At 32.2% G+C, this 18,137-nt stretch carries 17 protein-coding genes; 13 read left to right on the top strand and 4 right to left on the bottom strand.

The window, feature by feature from the left end; genetic code table 11:
• Nucleotide 1 precedes the first annotated feature (1 nt).
• Both fabF and FN817_RS17740 read right to left on the bottom strand, forming a co-directional pair.
• Nucleotides 2–1,246 carry a beta-ketoacyl-ACP synthase II gene (gene fabF, locus FN817_RS17745; protein ID WP_047379275.1) on the bottom strand — a complete coding sequence of 415 codons (1,245 nt, stop codon included), beginning with the start codon at nucleotides 1,244–1,246 and terminating at the stop codon, nucleotides 2–4.
• Between the two features lie 34 nt (nucleotides 1,247–1,280).
• Entirely contained in the window at nucleotides 1,281–1,520 is a 240-nt protein-coding gene (locus FN817_RS17740; RefSeq protein WP_002976354.1) for an acyl carrier protein, read from the bottom strand.
• Between the two features lie 633 nt (nucleotides 1,521–2,153).
• Between FN817_RS17740 and FN817_RS17735 the strand changes: the two genes are divergently transcribed.
• The 10 genes from FN817_RS17735 (at nucleotide 2,154) to FN817_RS17690 (ending at nucleotide 13,103) form a co-directional block, all read left to right on the top strand.
• Entirely contained in the window at nucleotides 2,154–3,395 is a 1,242-nt protein-coding gene (locus FN817_RS17735; RefSeq protein WP_142719103.1) for a tyrosine-type recombinase/integrase, read from the top strand.
• 15 nt (nucleotides 3,396–3,410) lie between these two features.
• Nucleotides 3,411–4,145 (top strand): hypothetical protein, encoded by a 735-nt coding sequence (locus FN817_RS17730; RefSeq protein WP_142719102.1) that lies wholly within the window; start codon nucleotides 3,411–3,413, stop codon nucleotides 4,143–4,145.
• Nucleotides 4,146–4,229: 84 nt separating this feature from the next.
• The gene (locus FN817_RS17725; protein ID WP_142719101.1) at nucleotides 4,230–5,483 is read left to right on the top strand and encodes a hypothetical protein; all 1,254 of its coding nucleotides are present in this window, start codon (nucleotides 4,230–4,232) and stop codon (nucleotides 5,481–5,483) included.
• 198 nt (nucleotides 5,484–5,681) lie between these two features.
• Complete coding sequence (locus tag FN817_RS17720; RefSeq protein ID WP_142719100.1) at nucleotides 5,682–5,960, top strand: helix-turn-helix domain-containing protein; 279 nt, start codon at nucleotides 5,682–5,684, stop codon at nucleotides 5,958–5,960.
• Nucleotides 5,961–6,032: 72 nt separating this feature from the next.
• A complete protein-coding gene (locus tag FN817_RS17715; RefSeq protein ID WP_142719099.1) occupies nucleotides 6,033–7,271 on the top strand; it encodes a primase-helicase family protein in 1,239 nt (412 codons plus the stop codon).
• A 267-nt stretch (nucleotides 7,272–7,538) separates the two neighbouring features.
• Nucleotides 7,539–8,522, top strand: coding sequence for a toprim domain-containing protein (locus FN817_RS17710; RefSeq protein WP_142719098.1), 984 nt, complete (start codon nucleotides 7,539–7,541; stop codon nucleotides 8,520–8,522).
• 276 nt (nucleotides 8,523–8,798) lie between these two features.
• A complete protein-coding gene (locus FN817_RS17705; protein ID WP_142719097.1) occupies nucleotides 8,799–9,959 on the top strand; it encodes a hypothetical protein in 1,161 nt (386 codons plus the stop codon).
• Nucleotides 9,960–10,217: 258 nt separating this feature from the next.
• Entirely contained in the window at nucleotides 10,218–10,823 is a 606-nt protein-coding gene (locus FN817_RS17700; RefSeq protein ID WP_089756268.1) for a hypothetical protein, read from the top strand.
• Between the two features lie 2 nt (nucleotides 10,824–10,825).
• Entirely contained in the window at nucleotides 10,826–11,830 is a 1,005-nt protein-coding gene (locus FN817_RS17695) for a DUF262 domain-containing protein (protein WP_142719096.1), read from the top strand.
• A gap of 139 nt (nucleotides 11,831–11,969) precedes the next feature.
• The gene (locus FN817_RS17690) at nucleotides 11,970–13,103 is read left to right on the top strand and encodes a restriction endonuclease (protein ID WP_142719095.1); all 1,134 of its coding nucleotides are present in this window, start codon (nucleotides 11,970–11,972) and stop codon (nucleotides 13,101–13,103) included.
• 165 nt (nucleotides 13,104–13,268) lie between these two features.
• Here FN817_RS17690 and FN817_RS17685 read toward each other — a convergent pair whose 3' ends face one another.
• Nucleotides 13,269–14,363: a transposase gene (locus FN817_RS17685; RefSeq protein WP_142719094.1), complete on the bottom strand. Its 1,095-nt coding sequence runs from the start codon at nucleotides 14,361–14,363 to the stop codon at nucleotides 13,269–13,271.
• Between the two features lies 1 nt (nucleotide 14,364).
• Complete coding sequence (locus FN817_RS17680) at nucleotides 14,365–15,180, bottom strand: RNA polymerase sigma factor (protein WP_142719093.1); 816 nt, start codon at nucleotides 15,178–15,180, stop codon at nucleotides 14,365–14,367.
• A gap of 382 nt (nucleotides 15,181–15,562) precedes the next feature.
• Here FN817_RS17680 and FN817_RS17675 point away from each other — a divergent pair, with 382 nt between their 5' ends.
• From FN817_RS17675 to FN817_RS17665, 3 genes are all read left to right on the top strand, one after another.
• Nucleotides 15,563–15,844, top strand: a complete 282-nt coding sequence (locus FN817_RS17675; protein WP_080780217.1) for a helix-turn-helix domain-containing protein — start codon at nucleotides 15,563–15,565, stop codon at nucleotides 15,842–15,844.
• Between the two features lie 255 nt (nucleotides 15,845–16,099).
• Entirely contained in the window at nucleotides 16,100–17,329 is a 1,230-nt protein-coding gene (locus tag FN817_RS17670; protein ID WP_142719092.1) for a DUF4297 family anti-phage-associated protein, read from the top strand.
• 4 nt (nucleotides 17,330–17,333) lie between these two features.
• Nucleotides 17,334–18,047 carry an ATP-binding protein gene (locus FN817_RS17665; protein WP_142719091.1) on the top strand — a complete coding sequence of 238 codons (714 nt, stop codon included), beginning with the start codon at nucleotides 17,334–17,336 and terminating at the stop codon, nucleotides 18,045–18,047.
• The last annotated feature ends 90 nt before the right edge of the window (nucleotides 18,048–18,137 follow it).

Here is an 18,137-nt window from a genome sequence, read left to right as displayed (position 1 = left end):
TTTAGATTTTCTTAAATAGAACGCAAGCGTTATGCCCGCCAAAACCAAAAGTATTGCTCATGGCTACTTTTACATCTTTCTTTACAGCTGTATTAAACGTAAAGTTTAGTCTGCTGTCAATATTTTCATCATCAGTAAAATGGTTGATGGTAGGAGGAACAGTACCATGAATAATAGTTCCCAATGCAGCGATAGCTTCAATAACACCTGCAGCACCAAGAAGGTGGCCTGTCATTGATTTTGTAGAATTAATCTGAATGTCATAAGCATGCTCGCCTAATAATCTTGAGATAGCATTGGATTCTGCGATGTCTCCTAATGGAGTAGAAGTACCATGCATGTTGATATGATCTACTTCATCAGCAGTTAAACCTGCATCTTCCAGGCAACTCTTCATTACCAGATAAGCACCAAGGCCTTCAGGGTGTGGAGCGGTCATATGATGTGCATCAGCACTTAAACCTCCTCCTAATAATTCTGCATAAATTGTAGCACCGCGTTTTACAGCGTGCTCGTATTCTTCAAGAATAATACATCCTGCTCCTTCACCTAATACAAATCCATCTCTGTCTTTGTCGAAAGGTCTTGAAGCTGTTTTAGGATCATCATTTCTTGTAGAAAGGGCCATCATTGCATTAAATCCACCGACACCACTTGCTGTAACGGCTGCTTCAGAGCCTCCGCACACAATCACGTCTGCTTTTCCTAACTGGATCAGCATTTTGGAATCAATTATAGCATTTGCTGAAGATGCACATGCAGATACAGTTGTGTAGTTAGGTCCATGGAAACCGTACTCAATAGAAATATGTCCTGGAGTGATATCCGCAATCATTTTTGGGATAAAGAACGGGTTGAATCTCGGAATTTCCGTATTGGCCCATCCTAACACTTCCGTTTCAAAAGTCTCTAATCCTCCGATACCGGAACCCCAGATTACTCCAACTCTGTTTTTATCTACATTGTCTTCAATAATTCCAGAATGTGCTACTGCTTCTCTGGCAGCAACAAGCCCCAATTGAGTGTTTCGGTCCATTTTTTTAGCTTCTTTCTTGTCGAAATGCTGTAACGGATCGAAATTTTTCACTTCGCAAGCGAACTTTGTTTTAAAGTTTGTGGCATCAAAAAGAGTAATCGGAGCGGCACCGCTCTCACCTTTTACAAGATTTTCCCAGTATTCTTTTGCATTATTTCCTATTGGCGTTATTGCTCCAAATCCGGTTACAACTACTCTTTTTAATTCCATAAACTTTGTTTAATTTCTTTTTTGTTGAAGAATATTATTTATTTACTACTTCTTCGATGTAAGCGATAGCGTGTCCTACAGTAGTAATTTTTTCAGCTTGGTCATCAGGGATCTGAATGTTAAATTCTTTTTCAAATTCCATGATTAACTCGACTGTATCTAGTGAATCAGCTCCTAAATCGTTAGTGAAGCTAGCTTCAGGAGTTACTTCTGTTTCTTCAACGTCAAGCTTATCAGCGATGATAGCTTTTACTCTTGATGCAATGTCTGACATAGTAAATTATTTTTTTAATTGTTAGATGGTGCAAATATATAAAATTCTTTACGATAAAACATTTTTTTAGCCTTTTTTGTGGACCAGAAGCTTTCATTTTAAATTGTGTTGCTTTAGTCTTTTAGTTTTCAGGAGGTTATATTTAGGGTCTGAGCGTAAATATGAAAGTAATCCTGAAAAGCTAAAAAAAACTTAATAGATATGATTCCTGGATCTTTTCTTAATGTATTTCTGTTTTGTGAAATTAAATCTTGTAAAAATCAATTTGTCTTTTCTCTTTCTTTAATTAGGGGTAAAAGAAAGAGATTTTGAAATCTAAGTTCTTGAATAATTCAGAATCTTCTTTTCAAGAATACTATATTATTATTGTATAGGTTGATATCAATTATGAGTATTCTGAAATTAGAAAGAAGAAGAGGTGATAATGATATAAAGGCGTTTGAAAATAAAAAACCGCTCAGATGAACTAAACGGTTTTTAGTGGAGTTGGAGGTTTTTGAACCTATTATATTTTAACATAACCCAAAATATGTAATATATCTATTTATCAGTATTTTAACTATATTTGTATAAGCTAATATACTTAGTTTTTATGTCTAAATATAGAAGAAGTAGCACCTAAACTGGCACCTGATGAACTACACTTTTAAACTTAAGCAACCCAATGGTACAAAGGAATCTTTGATTTATTTCCGTTCTTTTTTCAACAATGAAAATAAGAATTTCATCTATTCTACGGGTGAGAAAATAAAACCAAGCGAATGGGATTTTGAAGGCAGACAACCAAATGACCTAAACGGAAGGACTAAAAAGGCAGAAATTCATCGAAGCGTCAAAATGCAATTAGATCGATACAGCAGTTTCTTTACAGAGATCGTTAATAGGTATAAGAACATAAATGAAGAACTTACCGTCGATATTCTTAAACAAAGATTTGATGAAAAGTTCAAAAAAATTACTGTTAAAAGTGATTTCTTTCGAATTTATCAGGAGTTTTTAGATGAAAAGGAAAATGACTATACTGGTAATTCAATTTCAAACTCAACGCTAAAGCGTTACAAATGCAATAAGAATCTACTGGAAGATTTTGAAAGAAATTGTAAAGTTAAGATCACTCTTGGAAAATTTGATGATAAACTTTATAATAAGTTTTTAAAGTATTGTATTGAAGAAAAAAAGCATTCTGCAAATACATTACACAGAAATGTCGGTCTGCTAAAGACTTTTCTCCTGTGGGCTCTTAACAAAAAATATACTTACAATAACAATTTTATTACTTTCAAAAAACCTGCAAAATTCACAACTGATGAAATAGCTTTAAATTATGAACAAGTTGAGCTTATCTATAATTATGACCTTAGTGATAATAAAAGGTTAGAAAGGGTACGTGACCTTTTTGTTTTTGGATGCACTACAGGGATGAGGTTTGGCAATTACAGCACAATTTCAAGAAGTGATGTTGACGGTAATTTTATCCGGGTTATCGATTTAAAAAGTAAATCTAAAAACTTGGCAATTCCTTTAAATAGTATTTCTAAATCAATTCTGGAAAAGTATGATTATAATCTTCCTAGTATTACAAATCAGAAAATGAATGAATATATTAAGGAGGTTTTTAAAAAGTTAGAATTTACTGATGAAATAAAGAAGACTATGAAGTATGGGGATGAGTTGGTAGACCAAAAAGCTGAGTTTTGGACAAGAATTTCCTCTCATACTGCTAGAAGAAGTTTCATAACTATAATGAAGAACAAACGAGTTCCGGATAAAGTAATTATGAGTTATACTGGTCATACTAGCTTGGAGGTCTTTAATGCTTATTACAGACCAAGTGAAGATGATAAGATCAACTATATGAATGAAGTTTTCAAATAATCATTACTTTACATTATGGAGAAAAAAAGACTTTACGGACGTTGGAACTTTTGGGAAGAATTTGTAGGCTATCCAATGATGATTTATTTCTGGATTGGAAGGCAAAAAATTCACGAACGTTTGCGAAGTAGAATTGAAAAAGCGCAACAAAAATCCTCTAAAATCATTCTCGACGAAAAGTTGAGAAATGAATTTTTGATTAGATATGAAAAGTTAGACAACTTCTTCAGTTTTCATTTCAAAGATATTGCTGAATCAAGAAATCACAACTTTGAAGAAAAAATCCAATACTGTTTGGATCAATATAAAAAAGAATCAAACAGCCTGTTAAGTTCAAGTAATCTGATGAAGTTGCAGGGCAATTTTTTAAATGGTGCCGAAACTACACTTTTTCTATATTTCGCATTAGAAGGCAAAACAAGTAGAGAAATTCGCTTATCAGATATTATGATTGGTGATGATAGTTCTAAAATTTTCATCGCATTTTTAAAAGAAAAAAAATTCATTGATGAAAATCAGAATTTGCTTGTGGATCAGAAATCTTCATTTATAAGAATTCACCGTTTTCTAAAAGATAATCATATTATCAACCCAGATTTTCAAGATACCACAATAATTGAGGCTATGGAAAATGAATATAATACAAATTTTGATAAAGGAACATTTTCTAGAGCAATCACAGTCAAACCTAATGACTTTGAAGAAAATATCTACCAAGAATTATCTAAGTTGCTTGATATAAAGTATTGACTTTTATGTGATTGGTAGAACTGAATCAATTTTCACTACCAATAATTGCGTATATTTGGACGTTAGCAGAAATATTATACCAACATGATGTACAGAAATTCGTCAAGTAGAATATTTGGAGGAAAAGGTTCAATTGTAGAATATTTTAAAACTCATACAAATAGTTTAGAAACTGAAATTAACTCCACTAGTGAATCTTACATTCTGAATGTAAGTGAAGAACAATTTACAGACTATTTATTAGAAAAGTACCAAATTGAAAAACCGATTATTCAATTTGAAGATGTTTATGCTGATAATTTTGAAAAGGACATTCCTGCAGAATATTTTCCAATGTCATTCCACATAGGGGATCGAGAGTCTTATCCAAGACAAGTAATTCAATTCTTTGTACCAATCACAGGAAATTCTGAATTATTAAAATATACGCCTGGAATTAACAGGATAACAATAGGTGGAGGAAGCTCTGATTTCGAAGTTGAATTCGATAAATTGAAACTTGAGATAATTGATTTTTACAATGATGCAAAAATTATTAGATCAAAATACGATGAAAATGTTGTAATTACACAACGCAAATTAAGTGAATTACATCAGAATATTGATGAATTTAATAATTCTCTCAAAAGCTGGATTATTGGAGAAATAAGAAAAAGAAAAAATAAGTTTTTATCACAAAATGAATTTATGAATTCTTTAGGTGTTCCAATGAAAAAAAGTAAAAATACACCTGAAACATTTTCTGTTCCAAGACCCACATTACGAACTAAAATAAAAGTGAGTAAGCCTGAAGCAAGTACCCAACCTTTTAAACCAGAACCGACTATAGATTTAGATATTTATAATCAAATTTTAAAACTCATCAATGATGTAGGAAAAAACTTTGAAAGAATGCCAAGTGTTTATAAAGGCAAAGGTGAAGAGGATTTAAGAGATCATATACTTATGACATTAGATCCAAACTTTGAATTTGGTTCTGCTTCTGGTGAAACATTTAATAAAACGGGAAAAACTGATATTCAACTTAGATATGACAGTTCTGTAATCTTTATTGCAGAATGTAAATTTTGGACAGGTGAAAAAGGTTATCTTAATACAATAACACAATTAATCAATTACTTAACTTGGAGAGATACAAAAGGTTCAGTAATTATCTTTGTTAAGCAAAAAGATTTTACAACTATTTTGACAAAAATAGAGACTATTACTCCTAAACATCCTAATTATATAGGATTTGTTTCAAAAAGTGATGAAAATTGGTTTAATTATAGATTTCATATAAATGGTGATAAAAATAGAGAGATTAGATTAGCTATTCAACTTTATCATACTCAATAAATAACACATCGGCTTATATTAATTCTAAAAAATTGGAACAATCTTTTTGATCTTTAAATTACTGATGAATGATATGTTTACTCCAATAATTTACGTAATTAACAATATATCAATTATTAAACTTCACGCAATTGATTAGAATTGCATCATTAGTTATTCCAATCTTACAATTTTGTCTGCAAATAAATATCACAGATTATGCAGACAACAAATCCATTCCAAACCATCCTCGACGAATTAGGGGAAGTAAAAGACTTACTCTATTCTCTCAAAAAAGAACCTGAAATCGAGTTGAAAAAGAAACTATACTCTATCAAAGAGTGTTCAGAAATTCTTAAACTCGATTACCAGACCGTACGCTCACACATTTTAAAAGGCAACATCAAAGCAGAACAAATAGGAAGATTCTACAGAGTCAATCATTTTGATCTGATGGATGCTTTAAACGAGGTCAAATCGCTTAAGTATAAAAGATAGATAGATATTTTATTTATCAAATATTCTAATTAACCCTTCCGTATTTCCTGTACGAAACCAAACCTTTAAAATATGAGCGAAAAAATTCCATACCTTAGGGTAGGCACAACCTATTATAAAACTATCGAGAAACCATTGATCTCCGGAGACAAGATATCAATTTTGGTACGATGGAACCGTGAAACAATTATTAGTGACCACGGAAAAATCTACGTTTCAAAAGTTTCAAAGTATGATGGCTTCTGCTGTATTCCTTCTCATTTGGACTATAAGCAGATCATAGACGGATTTTACAATATGTACAATGAAATTCCTTATCAACCAATTAATGAAAGTATAAGTCCTGAAACTTTAGAAAACAAAATTCCATTCTCACTAAAATTTATGGAACATATTTTCAGAGAACAATTGGAGTTAGGTTTAGATTACATAAAGATATTGCTTGAATATCCAACGCAGATTCTTCCTATTCTCTGTTTGGTAAGTAAAGAAAGATCGACCGGAAAATCTACTTTTATCAAATGGCTTAAATCCATTTTCGGATTAAATATGACATACATCAAGGGAGATTCATTCAGCAGTCAATTTAATTCAGATTGGACTTCGATGTTGATAGTGGCTATCGACGAAGTATTCTTTGATAAAAAAGAGATCACGGAACGCTTAAAGTATCTTTCGACGACGGACAAAGACAAAAAGGAGGCAAAGGGAAAAGACCGTGAAGAAGTCGAATTCTTTGGCAAATTCATTCTCTGTTCCAATAATGAAGATAACTTTATTCAGATCGATGAGAATGAGATCAGATTTTGGATTATCAAAGTAAAATCAATCAAAAGCGAAAACACCGAATTTTTAAAAAATCTCAACAAAGAGATCCCATATTTTCTTCGATACTTAATTCAAAGACCCTTCCACAGTCGTAAGGAGACAAGGATGTGGTTCACAGAATCACAGATAAGAACAAAAGCTCTTCAGAAACTGGTTTGGAAAAATAATAACAAACTTGAATCGAAAATCATCGAGCTTTTATATGAGTTTTTTGAAAGTACAGAGTACAGCAAGCTCCATTGCATTCCTCAGGATATTTTCAACATGCTTGGTAAGATGTTCAACAAGCAATATTGGACAGTTAATGATGTCAGGAAAATACTGAAAGAAAACTGGAAACTTGAACCTCAAAGTAATTCTTTGTCCTATATCAAATACGACCTAGATTATGGTTTAAGCTTTTTTCAACAGAACAAAACAGGACGGTATTTTACAATAGAAAGGAATTTTATTCTTCAAAGATTTGATGAAATGATGAATTGATTGATAATGAAAGTAAAATCAATTAGTTACATCTCATCAAAAGCCTCATCAAACTTTTCAGCCTTCATTTTTGATGAGAGGATGATGAGATTAATATTTCCATTTTGATGAGATGATGAGACTTTGATGAGAGTGTAAGGTATTGTCAATAAGTTTTTTATAAGGCTTTCTCATCAATTCATCAAAAATTAGTCAAAACTAAACTCAGCCACTTTCGCCGAGAACACACAAACTATTTATTACTAAAAACACTCAAAAATTACAAAAATGAACTGCAAACAATTCAACAGCATATCGCTGGAAGAAGTCCTCCTTTCTCTCGGACACATTCCAACGAAACAAAATGAAAAAGAAGCTTGGTATCTCAATCCCTTTGCCGCCGAATCCCAAGCATCTTTGAAATTAGATAAAAGAATTAATGCCTGGTATCTTCATTCAGAAGGTGTCGGCGGGAACAATACCGATTTTATGAAAAGGTATTTGAAAACATCGGTCAATGAAGTTCTGTACTGGGCGCAAAAACAAAATTTTTCTTCTTTTCATAAGCAAGAACATATTAAAAAATCGAAACCTAATTATAGAATTGATGAAATAATGGATATCCAGAATCCCAACCTGAAAAATTATTTGCAGGAACGTGGATTAAGTCCTAAAATCTATGATTACATAAAGGAGGTGCGATTTACAGTTGGAGAAAAGAAACTCTATGCAATTGGCTTTGAAAATTTATCCGGAGGCTTTGAGCTTCGTAATTCTTTTTATAAAGGGTCATTGTTGAAAAAGGATATTTCAATAATTAATCTCAATTGTGGTTTACAGGACATATCAAGTGTTGAAGTTAAAAATATCAAAAGTGTAGCAGTTTTTGAAGGCTTTATGGATTCCTTGTCTTTTGTCGAAATGCAGAGATCTTTCGCAGGAGATATTCTCGTAATGAATTCCATTGCTCTTTTAAATAAGTCGATAGAACATTTGAAAAACTACTCTGATATCAATCTGTTTCTCGACAATGATACTGCGGGAATAAAATGTAAATCTCAGATCATAAAATCATTTCCGGAAGCAAAAGATCATTCCGGAATTTATTCCAACCATAAAGATCTCAACGAATATTTGATACACAGAATGAAAAATAATGTATCAAATAAAGCAGGAAAACAATCTGAAAAATCTCCAGAACAGGAAAAACAACAAGAAAGAGATCAAGACCCGATAATCAAAAATTCAAATGGTTTTAAGAGAAAACGCTGATAAGGCGTGCTGTATTTTTTACCACTACTCGCAGAAGTTAGGAGCGCATTCGCAACTTTGAAGGTCGTTTCTCCCAACAAAGTTTCAAATACGCTCTGCGAGGCTTTAACCTGAGTAAAATAGGATAGGGTTGACCGGTACCAACCTGTGTAAAAAATACTCAGGTCTATTATCGAAGGTGCGTAAAATATGTACAGGTAAAATGGAATGCTGTACAATTTTTCTATAACAATTTTGATCAGAAATACATAGAGCGAATTTAAAAGATGAAAACTAATGAAGACTTCAATTAATTTCAAAGCAGTCAAATCGGATTCCGAAACTCATAATTTCAGGAAGAAAACTTTTGACTACATCCGTAAAGATCTGACGCCAAAGAATGAATATTGGATGGAACAGAAAATATCTGACCGAATCCAGAAGATCGAAGCGTATTGCAAAGAAAAGTCCCGAAGGAAATTGCAGAAGAATGCAATGCCAGTTCGGGAAGCAGTTGTTGTTATCAAAGAAAGTACAACGATGTTGGAACTTCAAAACTTGGCAACGAGACTAGAAGAAGAATTGAAAATTCGAGTTTTTCAGATCGCCATTCATAAAGACGAAGGTCATACTGATAAAGACACGAAAGAATGGAAACCAAATTACCACGCTCATTTAGTAGCTGACTGGCAAGATTTGGATACTGGTAAAACGCTTAAACACCAATCCTTCCATTATTCAAAAATGCAAGATCTGACAGCTGAATGCCTGAATATGGACCGAGGGATTTCTGGATCTAGAGGAAGATTGGAAGCAATTGAGTTTAAGATTCAGCAGAAAGAAGAAGATCTCAAAGTTTTGGAAGAAAGGTATGATGTGATGAAATCTGGAATGATCTCGAAGAAATCGGAGGAGCTGGTTGTGAAGGAAAATGATTTTCTGGGTTTTAAGAGGCTCAATACTGAAAAAACAGTTGCGAATTATGAAAAAGTATTTCGAATATACAGAAGTACAATTTTAAAAAATAAAGCAGAATTAGAATCTAAATCCAAGCAGATTACAGAACTCAGTACAAAAGTTAATAGCTTAAATAAAGAAGTTCAATCATTCAAAAATAAATATTCTACGCTATTAACTGAGCCAAATGTTTTTGCTTCAGAAAAGAAAAAATATTTAGATTCTGTTACAAATATTCTTGAAAAGGAAATCAAATTTAGCCGGTATAAATTTCCTAGAGTTTATAGATCTGATAGACAAACTTTAATTTCTGAAATGGGTGAGATCGCGGAAAAAGTAAGTGAAGAAAATAATATTCCTTTTTCAGCTTTTAATGAAATTTTAAAAGATCCAGAAAATAGTGTTAGATTTTTATCCCTATTGCGATTTGGAAATGAAAATCTGAATTATAATAATGAAGACATTCCAATTCAGAAAACAAGAAATGGAAGGAGGATGTAAATGCGGTATTAATAAGTAATGAGGTTTGACAGTATTAAATTTTTATTTTTCATCGACAAAAGTGTTATTTATCTGCGATAAATTTTCGAAATAAAACATTCGCCAAATTAAAATATTTATAAATAATTGATAATAAAGTCTTCAAAATTAATTTTATATTAGCAGTAAATATGGCTTCACGCAGGTCATATAAATCAGATTTACGCAATTTGTAAATCCAATAGTTAGCTGCAAGCAAAATAACACAATAACGATAAAATGACCTTAGAAGAATTTAAAGCAGAACTTAATGCAATTTCTACTGAAATTGAAAGGACAACTTTTGTTCAAAGGAATTTTTTCAACGGTACACCTTTTGTGTTTCGTGAAAGAGATGGTGACTATTACAATTTCTCTAAAAGAATAGCCGACCAATTTAATATTAGATATACAGATATAAATATAGTTGGGTCATCTAGATTCGGATTTAGTCCATATAGATTTACAGAGTTTTCATTTGAATCTGATATTGATGTTACGATATGTAATGAGACACTATTTGAGCAGTACTTTGAGCTAATTTCTGATTATACATATAAGTTAAGATACCGTGAAATATTTTTAAGGAAGGATCAGTACAATCAATACATTAAGTTCTTAAAATACTTTAGCACCGGTTGGATGAGACCTGATTTATTACCTTCAAACACTGTTGAATTCATTGAAATAAGAGAACGATGGGATAATTTTTTTAAAACAATTTCGTACGGAAAATCAGAAGTTGGAAACTATAAGGTAAAAGCTGGTTTATTTAAAAATCAAGCATACGCAGAAAAATACTATCAGAGCAGTATAGCTCAATTGCAAAAAGAAATAAAACAATAAATATGGCAAGGCAAATACAAGCACAACCAGATAAAAAGACAATTTCCGACCTAATTGGAAAAATTCAAAGAAATGAATTAATTCTGCAACCGGAGTTTCAAAGAGGATTTGTTTGGACACCAGAACATATGGAGAATTTTATTAAGACAATCTTAGAAGGTTATCCGTTTCCTGAAATATATATATCGCAAAAAGGAATTGACTTAGAAACACTTTCTACACAAAATGTTGTTGTAGATGGTCAGCAAAGGTTAACTACAATTAAAAGATATATTGAAGGTACACATAACTTTGAAAGACGAATTCCAAAGTTCGCTGATCTATCCGGCCAGGATAAGACGGATTTTTTAAATTATGATGTTACAGTTCGAGATTTGAAAGACGTAAGTCCAGAAATAATGATTGAGATATTTCAAAGGATTAACTCAACCAAATTTACATTAAATGCAATTGAGATTAATAATGCTATCTATGATGGTCAATTCATTAAATGTGCGAAAGATGTATTAGAGCATTTCAAAAATGTTGAGTTTAAAGTGCCAATATTCAGTGAAAGCGAACTGACAAGAATGGCTGATCTTCACTTTTTACTTCTTATTATGGCTACAATTGAAGAAGGTGGATATTTCCCAGCTGACAATGAGGTTGAAAAGTATATAGCACAATTCAATGATGAATATCCAAGATTCATCGAAATGAGAGATAACTTAATAAGAACTATATTATCAATAAATCAAAGCGACCTAGCTCCTGACTCGATATGGTATAGAAAATCAAATTACTTTACGTTGGTTTGTGAATTACTTTGGAGTGGCAAACAAATAGAGGACTTGATTGAAGACTTAAATGCATTCGAGATAAATGTTTTAGAGAATAAATCATCTGATAGAAGTACAAATGAATTTGCAATCTATTATGCTAATATGTATGCAGGTACGAATAGTAGAAACGCAAGAGTAACACGGAGTGAAATATTAAAAGCAAACACAAATATTGCCAGCAGCTAACAACGGTTTTGAAATAGTGGGACGAAACTAGAAATTTCAACGATATTTGTTCGATTCAGCTTTTGTGCAAAATTGAAGATTTGTGCTTTTGCCCCACCATCGCAAAGCCCCGAAACGTTATTTGCAATTTTATTCCAATATGGTTACAAGAACAATTAATCCAATACATTTTGAAGATTTAGAACCACATCGATTTGAGGATCTAATTCGGCAACTAATGTATGATTTTAAAGATTGGAAATCAATCGAAGCAACTGGTAAACTTGGTTCCGATGATGGTATCGATATATTAGCAATAGAAAATAATTTTGAGGAAGCAGATAATTATGATGATGATAATTATGATGATAAATTTATACTTAAGGAAAGAGTCTGGATAATTCAATGTAAGCGTGAGAAAGCTATTTCCCCAAAAAAAGTTGAAGGTATAATTGAAAATGATATAATAAAGCAAGCATTACCTCCGTATGGTTATATCTTAGCAGCCTCAACTAATTTTTCAAAAAAAGCACGTGATACTTTTAAGTACAAACTAAATGAACTTGGAATAAAAGAGTTTTACATATTTGGGAAATCAGAAATAGAAGACTTACTTTTTCTACCAAAATATGACCATTTATTATTCGCGTATTTTGGTATTTCTTTACAGAAAAAAAGAAGTTCTATCAAGTCAAATTTATCTTCCCAATTAGCCACTAAAAGGAAACTGATAAAACATATTTCAGATTTATCAAGTATTAAACATAAAATAATTTTTATTCGCCCTGCTAATGTTTTAAACTACCCAAAATTGAATGGAGAAAAACCATTATGGAGATATTACGAAGCATATGAATATATGCCATTTAATTGTATCTCTGTAATTGCTGTAAAACATTACGCTTATATAAATTGGGAAACTGAGGAATGGGATTATATTGATATTTATGACAGTGCATTTTTACGCTATCCAGAAATTTTTGATTTTAATTATGAGAAAGATGAAAATCAATTAAATCATAATAAAGCTTGGGAAATTTGGAACAAATTGGAAGATAAAAACAAAGGCTTTTATATAGAATTAAAATCAATTCATTTTGACAGAATATTACAAGTAGACGAAATTGGAGATCGATATAATAGTACTACTCCTCATTTAATTGTTGATTACATAAATGATTCGCCGTTCGAAAATAGAACGGTTAGCATTCTTGAGCCATTCAATAACACTCAAAACAAAGTCATTGAAGCTGATTTTAGTAAAAAATTAAATTTATATAAAAACTGCACATAACATAGGTTTTGCAAAATGCGGGGTTTAGCGGTAGCGGCTGATTTCAAGAAGATTTAAGTTCATATTTTTTCTGAAAAAAGAACCCACGCCGTTGTATATACAATTAAGTATTTAGTGAGCGTTCAATACCTCACCCTACGGGTGTACAAGCACCCTCGTTTTTTTTTATCCAATGATCAACTCAATTCCAGCTTTTTCAGCTTTGTATTTTATTTTGGTCTGCAACTCATAATAACTCCAATTACGAAGCACGAATTCTTGTTCCTTTGCAATTCCAATTTTGTCCTCTTGATTTTTGAGAACAAGTGTACCAGCCTTTTGTCTGATACAGAAATCGATAAGTTTCCGGCTGTATAGATGAAGCCGATGACTTACATATCTGCTTTCCAGATTCTCTGTTTTATACAATGCCTTCTGTTTCCGTTTAGCCCCATTTCCCGAACGGGCATAGACTATACCGTCTTGAATCCTTTTTTGACTTGCCTGAATTGCCAATCGACGATATAAAAACTCCTCCTTTGATCCTATATTAATTCGGACATTATTGACTTTTACAACTATTGGATGTTCCAAAGACAGGGAAGCTTCAGCAATGATTTCAGGTTTTAAAATATGCTCTTCCTTTTCAAATTCAAAAACTGCAAGCCAGAAGATTTTTCTGTCTTTCAGTTGGATCTTAGAGGTGCAAAGTTTTATCTCATCTTTTAGCAGGCGTTCCATAATCAGTCGCTTATCAGTATAGTCTTTTCCTAAATATGTTTTGACAGGTATCGCAAACATATTGAAACAAAACGCTTTCGTTTCTTCGTCATATCTCATTTTGCTGATGCATTTAACCGGCAGCGGTATCGGTATGTCTCTTTTAAAATTTCTCAGTGATTTTGTTCCCTGCCAATAATCGGCTTTGTTTTTAGAAAAAGTTGATTGAATTGTATTGTTAAGGCTTCCCAGAATATCTGTCGGGATTTCCCCTTTGAATCGGTCAAATACCATTCGTGCCGTAGTGCCAGTTTTCGAGCGATTAAACATTCCCATCTGATCTTTTTTTTCATCAGCCAACTTATATTGGATTTCTTCTGTAAGGTAAAAGAAATCCTTGATCATTTCCTGAACATACAGATGGGAAGCTATTAAGTTTGCCGCTCGGAAACAGCGGTTCTGATACCGATAAAGTTTTTCCCACATTTCATTTTTTTGATCTGATGGAACATCAATCAGCAACTGAATTTTTCGGGTCAGTGACATCGTAGATTTTTCCATATCAAGTAACTATTTCAGAGTTATTTCGATTCTGCAAATACTGATAAGCATAAAGAAACTCTTGATGGACTTCCTTTTCTGAAAGTTTGAGTTCTCGTGCAATGACTGCAAAAGAAGATTTCTGTTCAAATCTTCTTTTTATAATGTCGAGTTGCTGACCACTGAGTTTTTCAGTTTGCTCTTTGTTGCCGAAATTCTTTTCCTGTGGCTGTTCTAAAGAATTTCTATTAAGGATTTTCCGAAGATCATTTATAGCTTTGCTCACCTCATTGCTAATGTCCTTAACACTACTTCCCATTGCTTCTGCAATAGGTTTGTATCGGAAGCCATATTGAAGGCATAGCTCAATCAGATGCTTTCTTTTGGGATTTATTACCCTTAAAACCTTATTGACTTCATCAAATTTCTTTTGTTCAGATTCCTGATTGAGGAGATTCTCTTTATCGTTCTGGGGATCAAAACCTATAAGATAATCCTGATAGTTCTCGAAACTTTCAAGTGAAGCCGTTAAGCGTGCGAATTTATTTTTTGGAGCAGTAAAATATGATATACAGTCTCTTTTCAATACAAACCGCAAAAAGCCAAAAATATGATTTGGAGTTTCAATGGAGTCACGGTGTTGCCAGAGCTTAAGAAATGTATCCTGCACAAGGGTTTCCACCACAAAATCATCATCGAGCATTTGTTTTCCAAGCCAGAAAAGGAGTCTTTTGTAACGTAAATAAATATGTTCTAATGAAGTTGGATCACCTTTTTTCAGTAGTTCATATAATTGAAAATCAGTTAGCTTTCGGTGCCGTGAGTTTGTACTTTTCATAAGCGGTATTTTTCAGCTTAATGATTGCTAAAAGAAACTGCTTAGATAACCAAATGAACTATCTGTACCACTTTATGCACTATGTCACTACCTCTTGCCTGCAAATAAATGGCGTGAAACTCAACATATCCGAACTGGGGCACTGGTATACCTTATATGCAGATAAGTGAGCTCACGCCTAGGTCGTGAGCTACTTTACTTATCCTCTCGCATATTAAAAATTACCAGTTTTCAGTTCGAGATTCTAAGCAATAGCTTCTATATTTCTTTGAAGTATCGCAAAGTTACATTTCAATAACTTATTTTACAAATATAAAAATATTTTTCAAATTATGTACTATAGTACATAATATTTTTTGCTGTTTTTCATTCACTTTGATTTATGAATGAATCATTAGACGAAATAGAAAGATATGTTATAAAACGTGTTAAAGAAATACGAGAATCAAAGAGTATTACCCAAGAGGAGCTTTCTCTTTCTATTGGGAAGAATATTGGATTTATTTCACAAATAGAAGCTCCATCTAAAAAAGCAAAATATAATTTAATCCACCTAAATTTAATTGCAATAGCTTTAGGATGTTCCATTAAGGATTTTCTTCCTGATGAACCGATCCGAGATAATAAATACGATATTAAAGCAATTAAAAGTAAAAAATCCTGACGATAGTTGGGATTTTCTTTTTTAAAGATAATTCTTTGAAAATTAAGTGAAAATACTGAGTTCTCATTTTGAAGTTATTTTTAAATTTATGCATTTACGGATTTCCGTAAATGTATAAATATAGTATTTAATAAATTTGATAATAAATTGTGTATTAGTAAATTGTAAATAATATACTTTCGTAAGTTTAAATAATTTATTTTCAATGATGTAGATTACATAATAAGTTACAGGCAATTTTCAAAGACATATACTATGGCAACAAGAGCTGCAGATGCAACCATTAAAGGTTACTACTATCAATTTGACACTTCTATCTTGAAACTTCTGGAATTGGGGACAGATACAGACACTATCACAATTGAAGGGATTGAAGATATTGACATTACTACAGCAACGGATGCTACTACAATTCAATGCAAGTACCTTTCAAAACCACGATTTATTAATTCAGCAGTAAGAGAACCAATAACTCTTATGTTAGATCACTTTGTGAATCCGTCTACTCCGGACAATTATAATTATGTTTTATATGCTCACTTTGAAAACGAAACTCCAGGTAATGAACCAGTAATAGATATTGCAAAACTTAAAGCGATTTTAACATATACTGAAAGCAAGGTTGAGAAGCAGCATCATATTGACAACGGAATCACAGATGCCAAACTTAGTTCTTTTATCGCTCAATTCAAATTTGTTTTTGGAAAGAAATTCGAAATACAACAACAAGAAGTAATTCAAAAGTTAATAACTAAATTTAATTGCTCCGAGTTTGAAGCTGACACTTTATATTATAACAATGCACTAAGAATTGTAATTGACAAAGCTATTAAGAGAACGGCAAGCCAACGACTGATCAGTAAAGTAGAGTTTATCAAAGGAATTGATTGTAGCAAGAAATTATTCAATGAGTGGTTTATAAAACTTCGTTCAAAAAAAGAATATCTAAAATTAGCCGCACAAGCACTTAAATCCACAAGAGCACTTGACCCAATCAGAACCAAAGCAATTGTAATTGGTAAAGAAATCCTCATGGCAGACAATTCGGAACTACCAATTGAATCATTCATTGAGAATTTAGTTTTTAGATATTATAAATTAAATTCGGCTTTGCGAGATGCAAAACCTATTACTATAGTGCTTGATTGCGATTTAGCATTATTGACCAATATAAAGAGAGTTTTAATAAGTAACGAACTTTCTTTCAATGATGGTTACGAAGGAATTCATTTCTCCAGTCATTTTTTTAATAAAGAACCAATAATAAATACAACTGCGAACGCAGCGAAAATTTTAAAATCGTCATACTCTGTGAAGTTGATTTCCAGAGCCTGTTTGATTTCAAACGTTTCGACAATTCAACAGTGGAGTGTTTTACTCAACTTCTCTAAAGAAGACTTACCAAGCTCATTATTAAACGGACAATATTTTGATTTTAAATACTGTGAAAACTTAAAAGATATTTATAAACTATTAGCACCATAATTATATGCCAGCGAACTCTACAGAAATATTTAGAATCCTTACAGTTGCACCAAATCTTATTCAGATCGAAGTTATGGATGCTGACCAATTTAAACAAGATGCCAATGATTTTACAATTGGTAGTTATTTGAAAATCTCAGATGATTCAAATACTTCAATCATTGCTTTAGTACAGAGTTTTAAAATAAAGGAAACTTCTTCAGGTGGAACAGCAGATAGCACAAATCCATCTTTTATTTTGGATGCACAGCCAATTGGCTTTTTGGACGATGATGGCAAGTTTAAAAGAGGAGGTCAGCAAATCGCAATTCCTCCAAACAATGTTTCAATTGCAGACGATACCATACTAAAAGGAATTTATGAGTCAGTTGATGAGGATAAAAAATTCTGCTTTGCAAACTTGGCTCAGAAACCAAGTGTTGAAATTGCAGTTGATGGAGATAAATTTTTCAGCAAACATATTGCAGTAGTTGGTTCAACTGGTTCTGGAAAATCAGGAACAGTTGCAAGAATTTTACAAGAAGGAATAAATCCAACAGCCGACCAAACAGAACGAGGTGTTTTAAACAATACTCACATTTTGCTTTTTGATTTGCATGGTGAGTATAAAACAGCATTTCCAAAATCGAAGAAACTTGACGTAAACAGTTTGGTACTTCCGTATTGGCTAATGAATTCGGAAGAATTGGAAGAGATGTTTATTGAAAGCAATGTGTAAGTCTTCAAACTAAATTGGACATTTTGTAATAAGTCCTTAAGGAGTATTTAGGTTTATAAATTTATTAATTTCTGTTGAAAATACAATTGT

It is taken from the genome of Chryseobacterium rhizoplanae (assembly GCF_900182655.1).
Taxonomy (GTDB): Bacteria; Bacteroidota; Bacteroidia; order Flavobacteriales; family Weeksellaceae; genus Chryseobacterium; species Chryseobacterium rhizoplanae.
The sequence above is the reverse complement of the archived record's forward strand: the minus strand, read 5'-3'. Positions and strand labels throughout refer to the sequence as shown.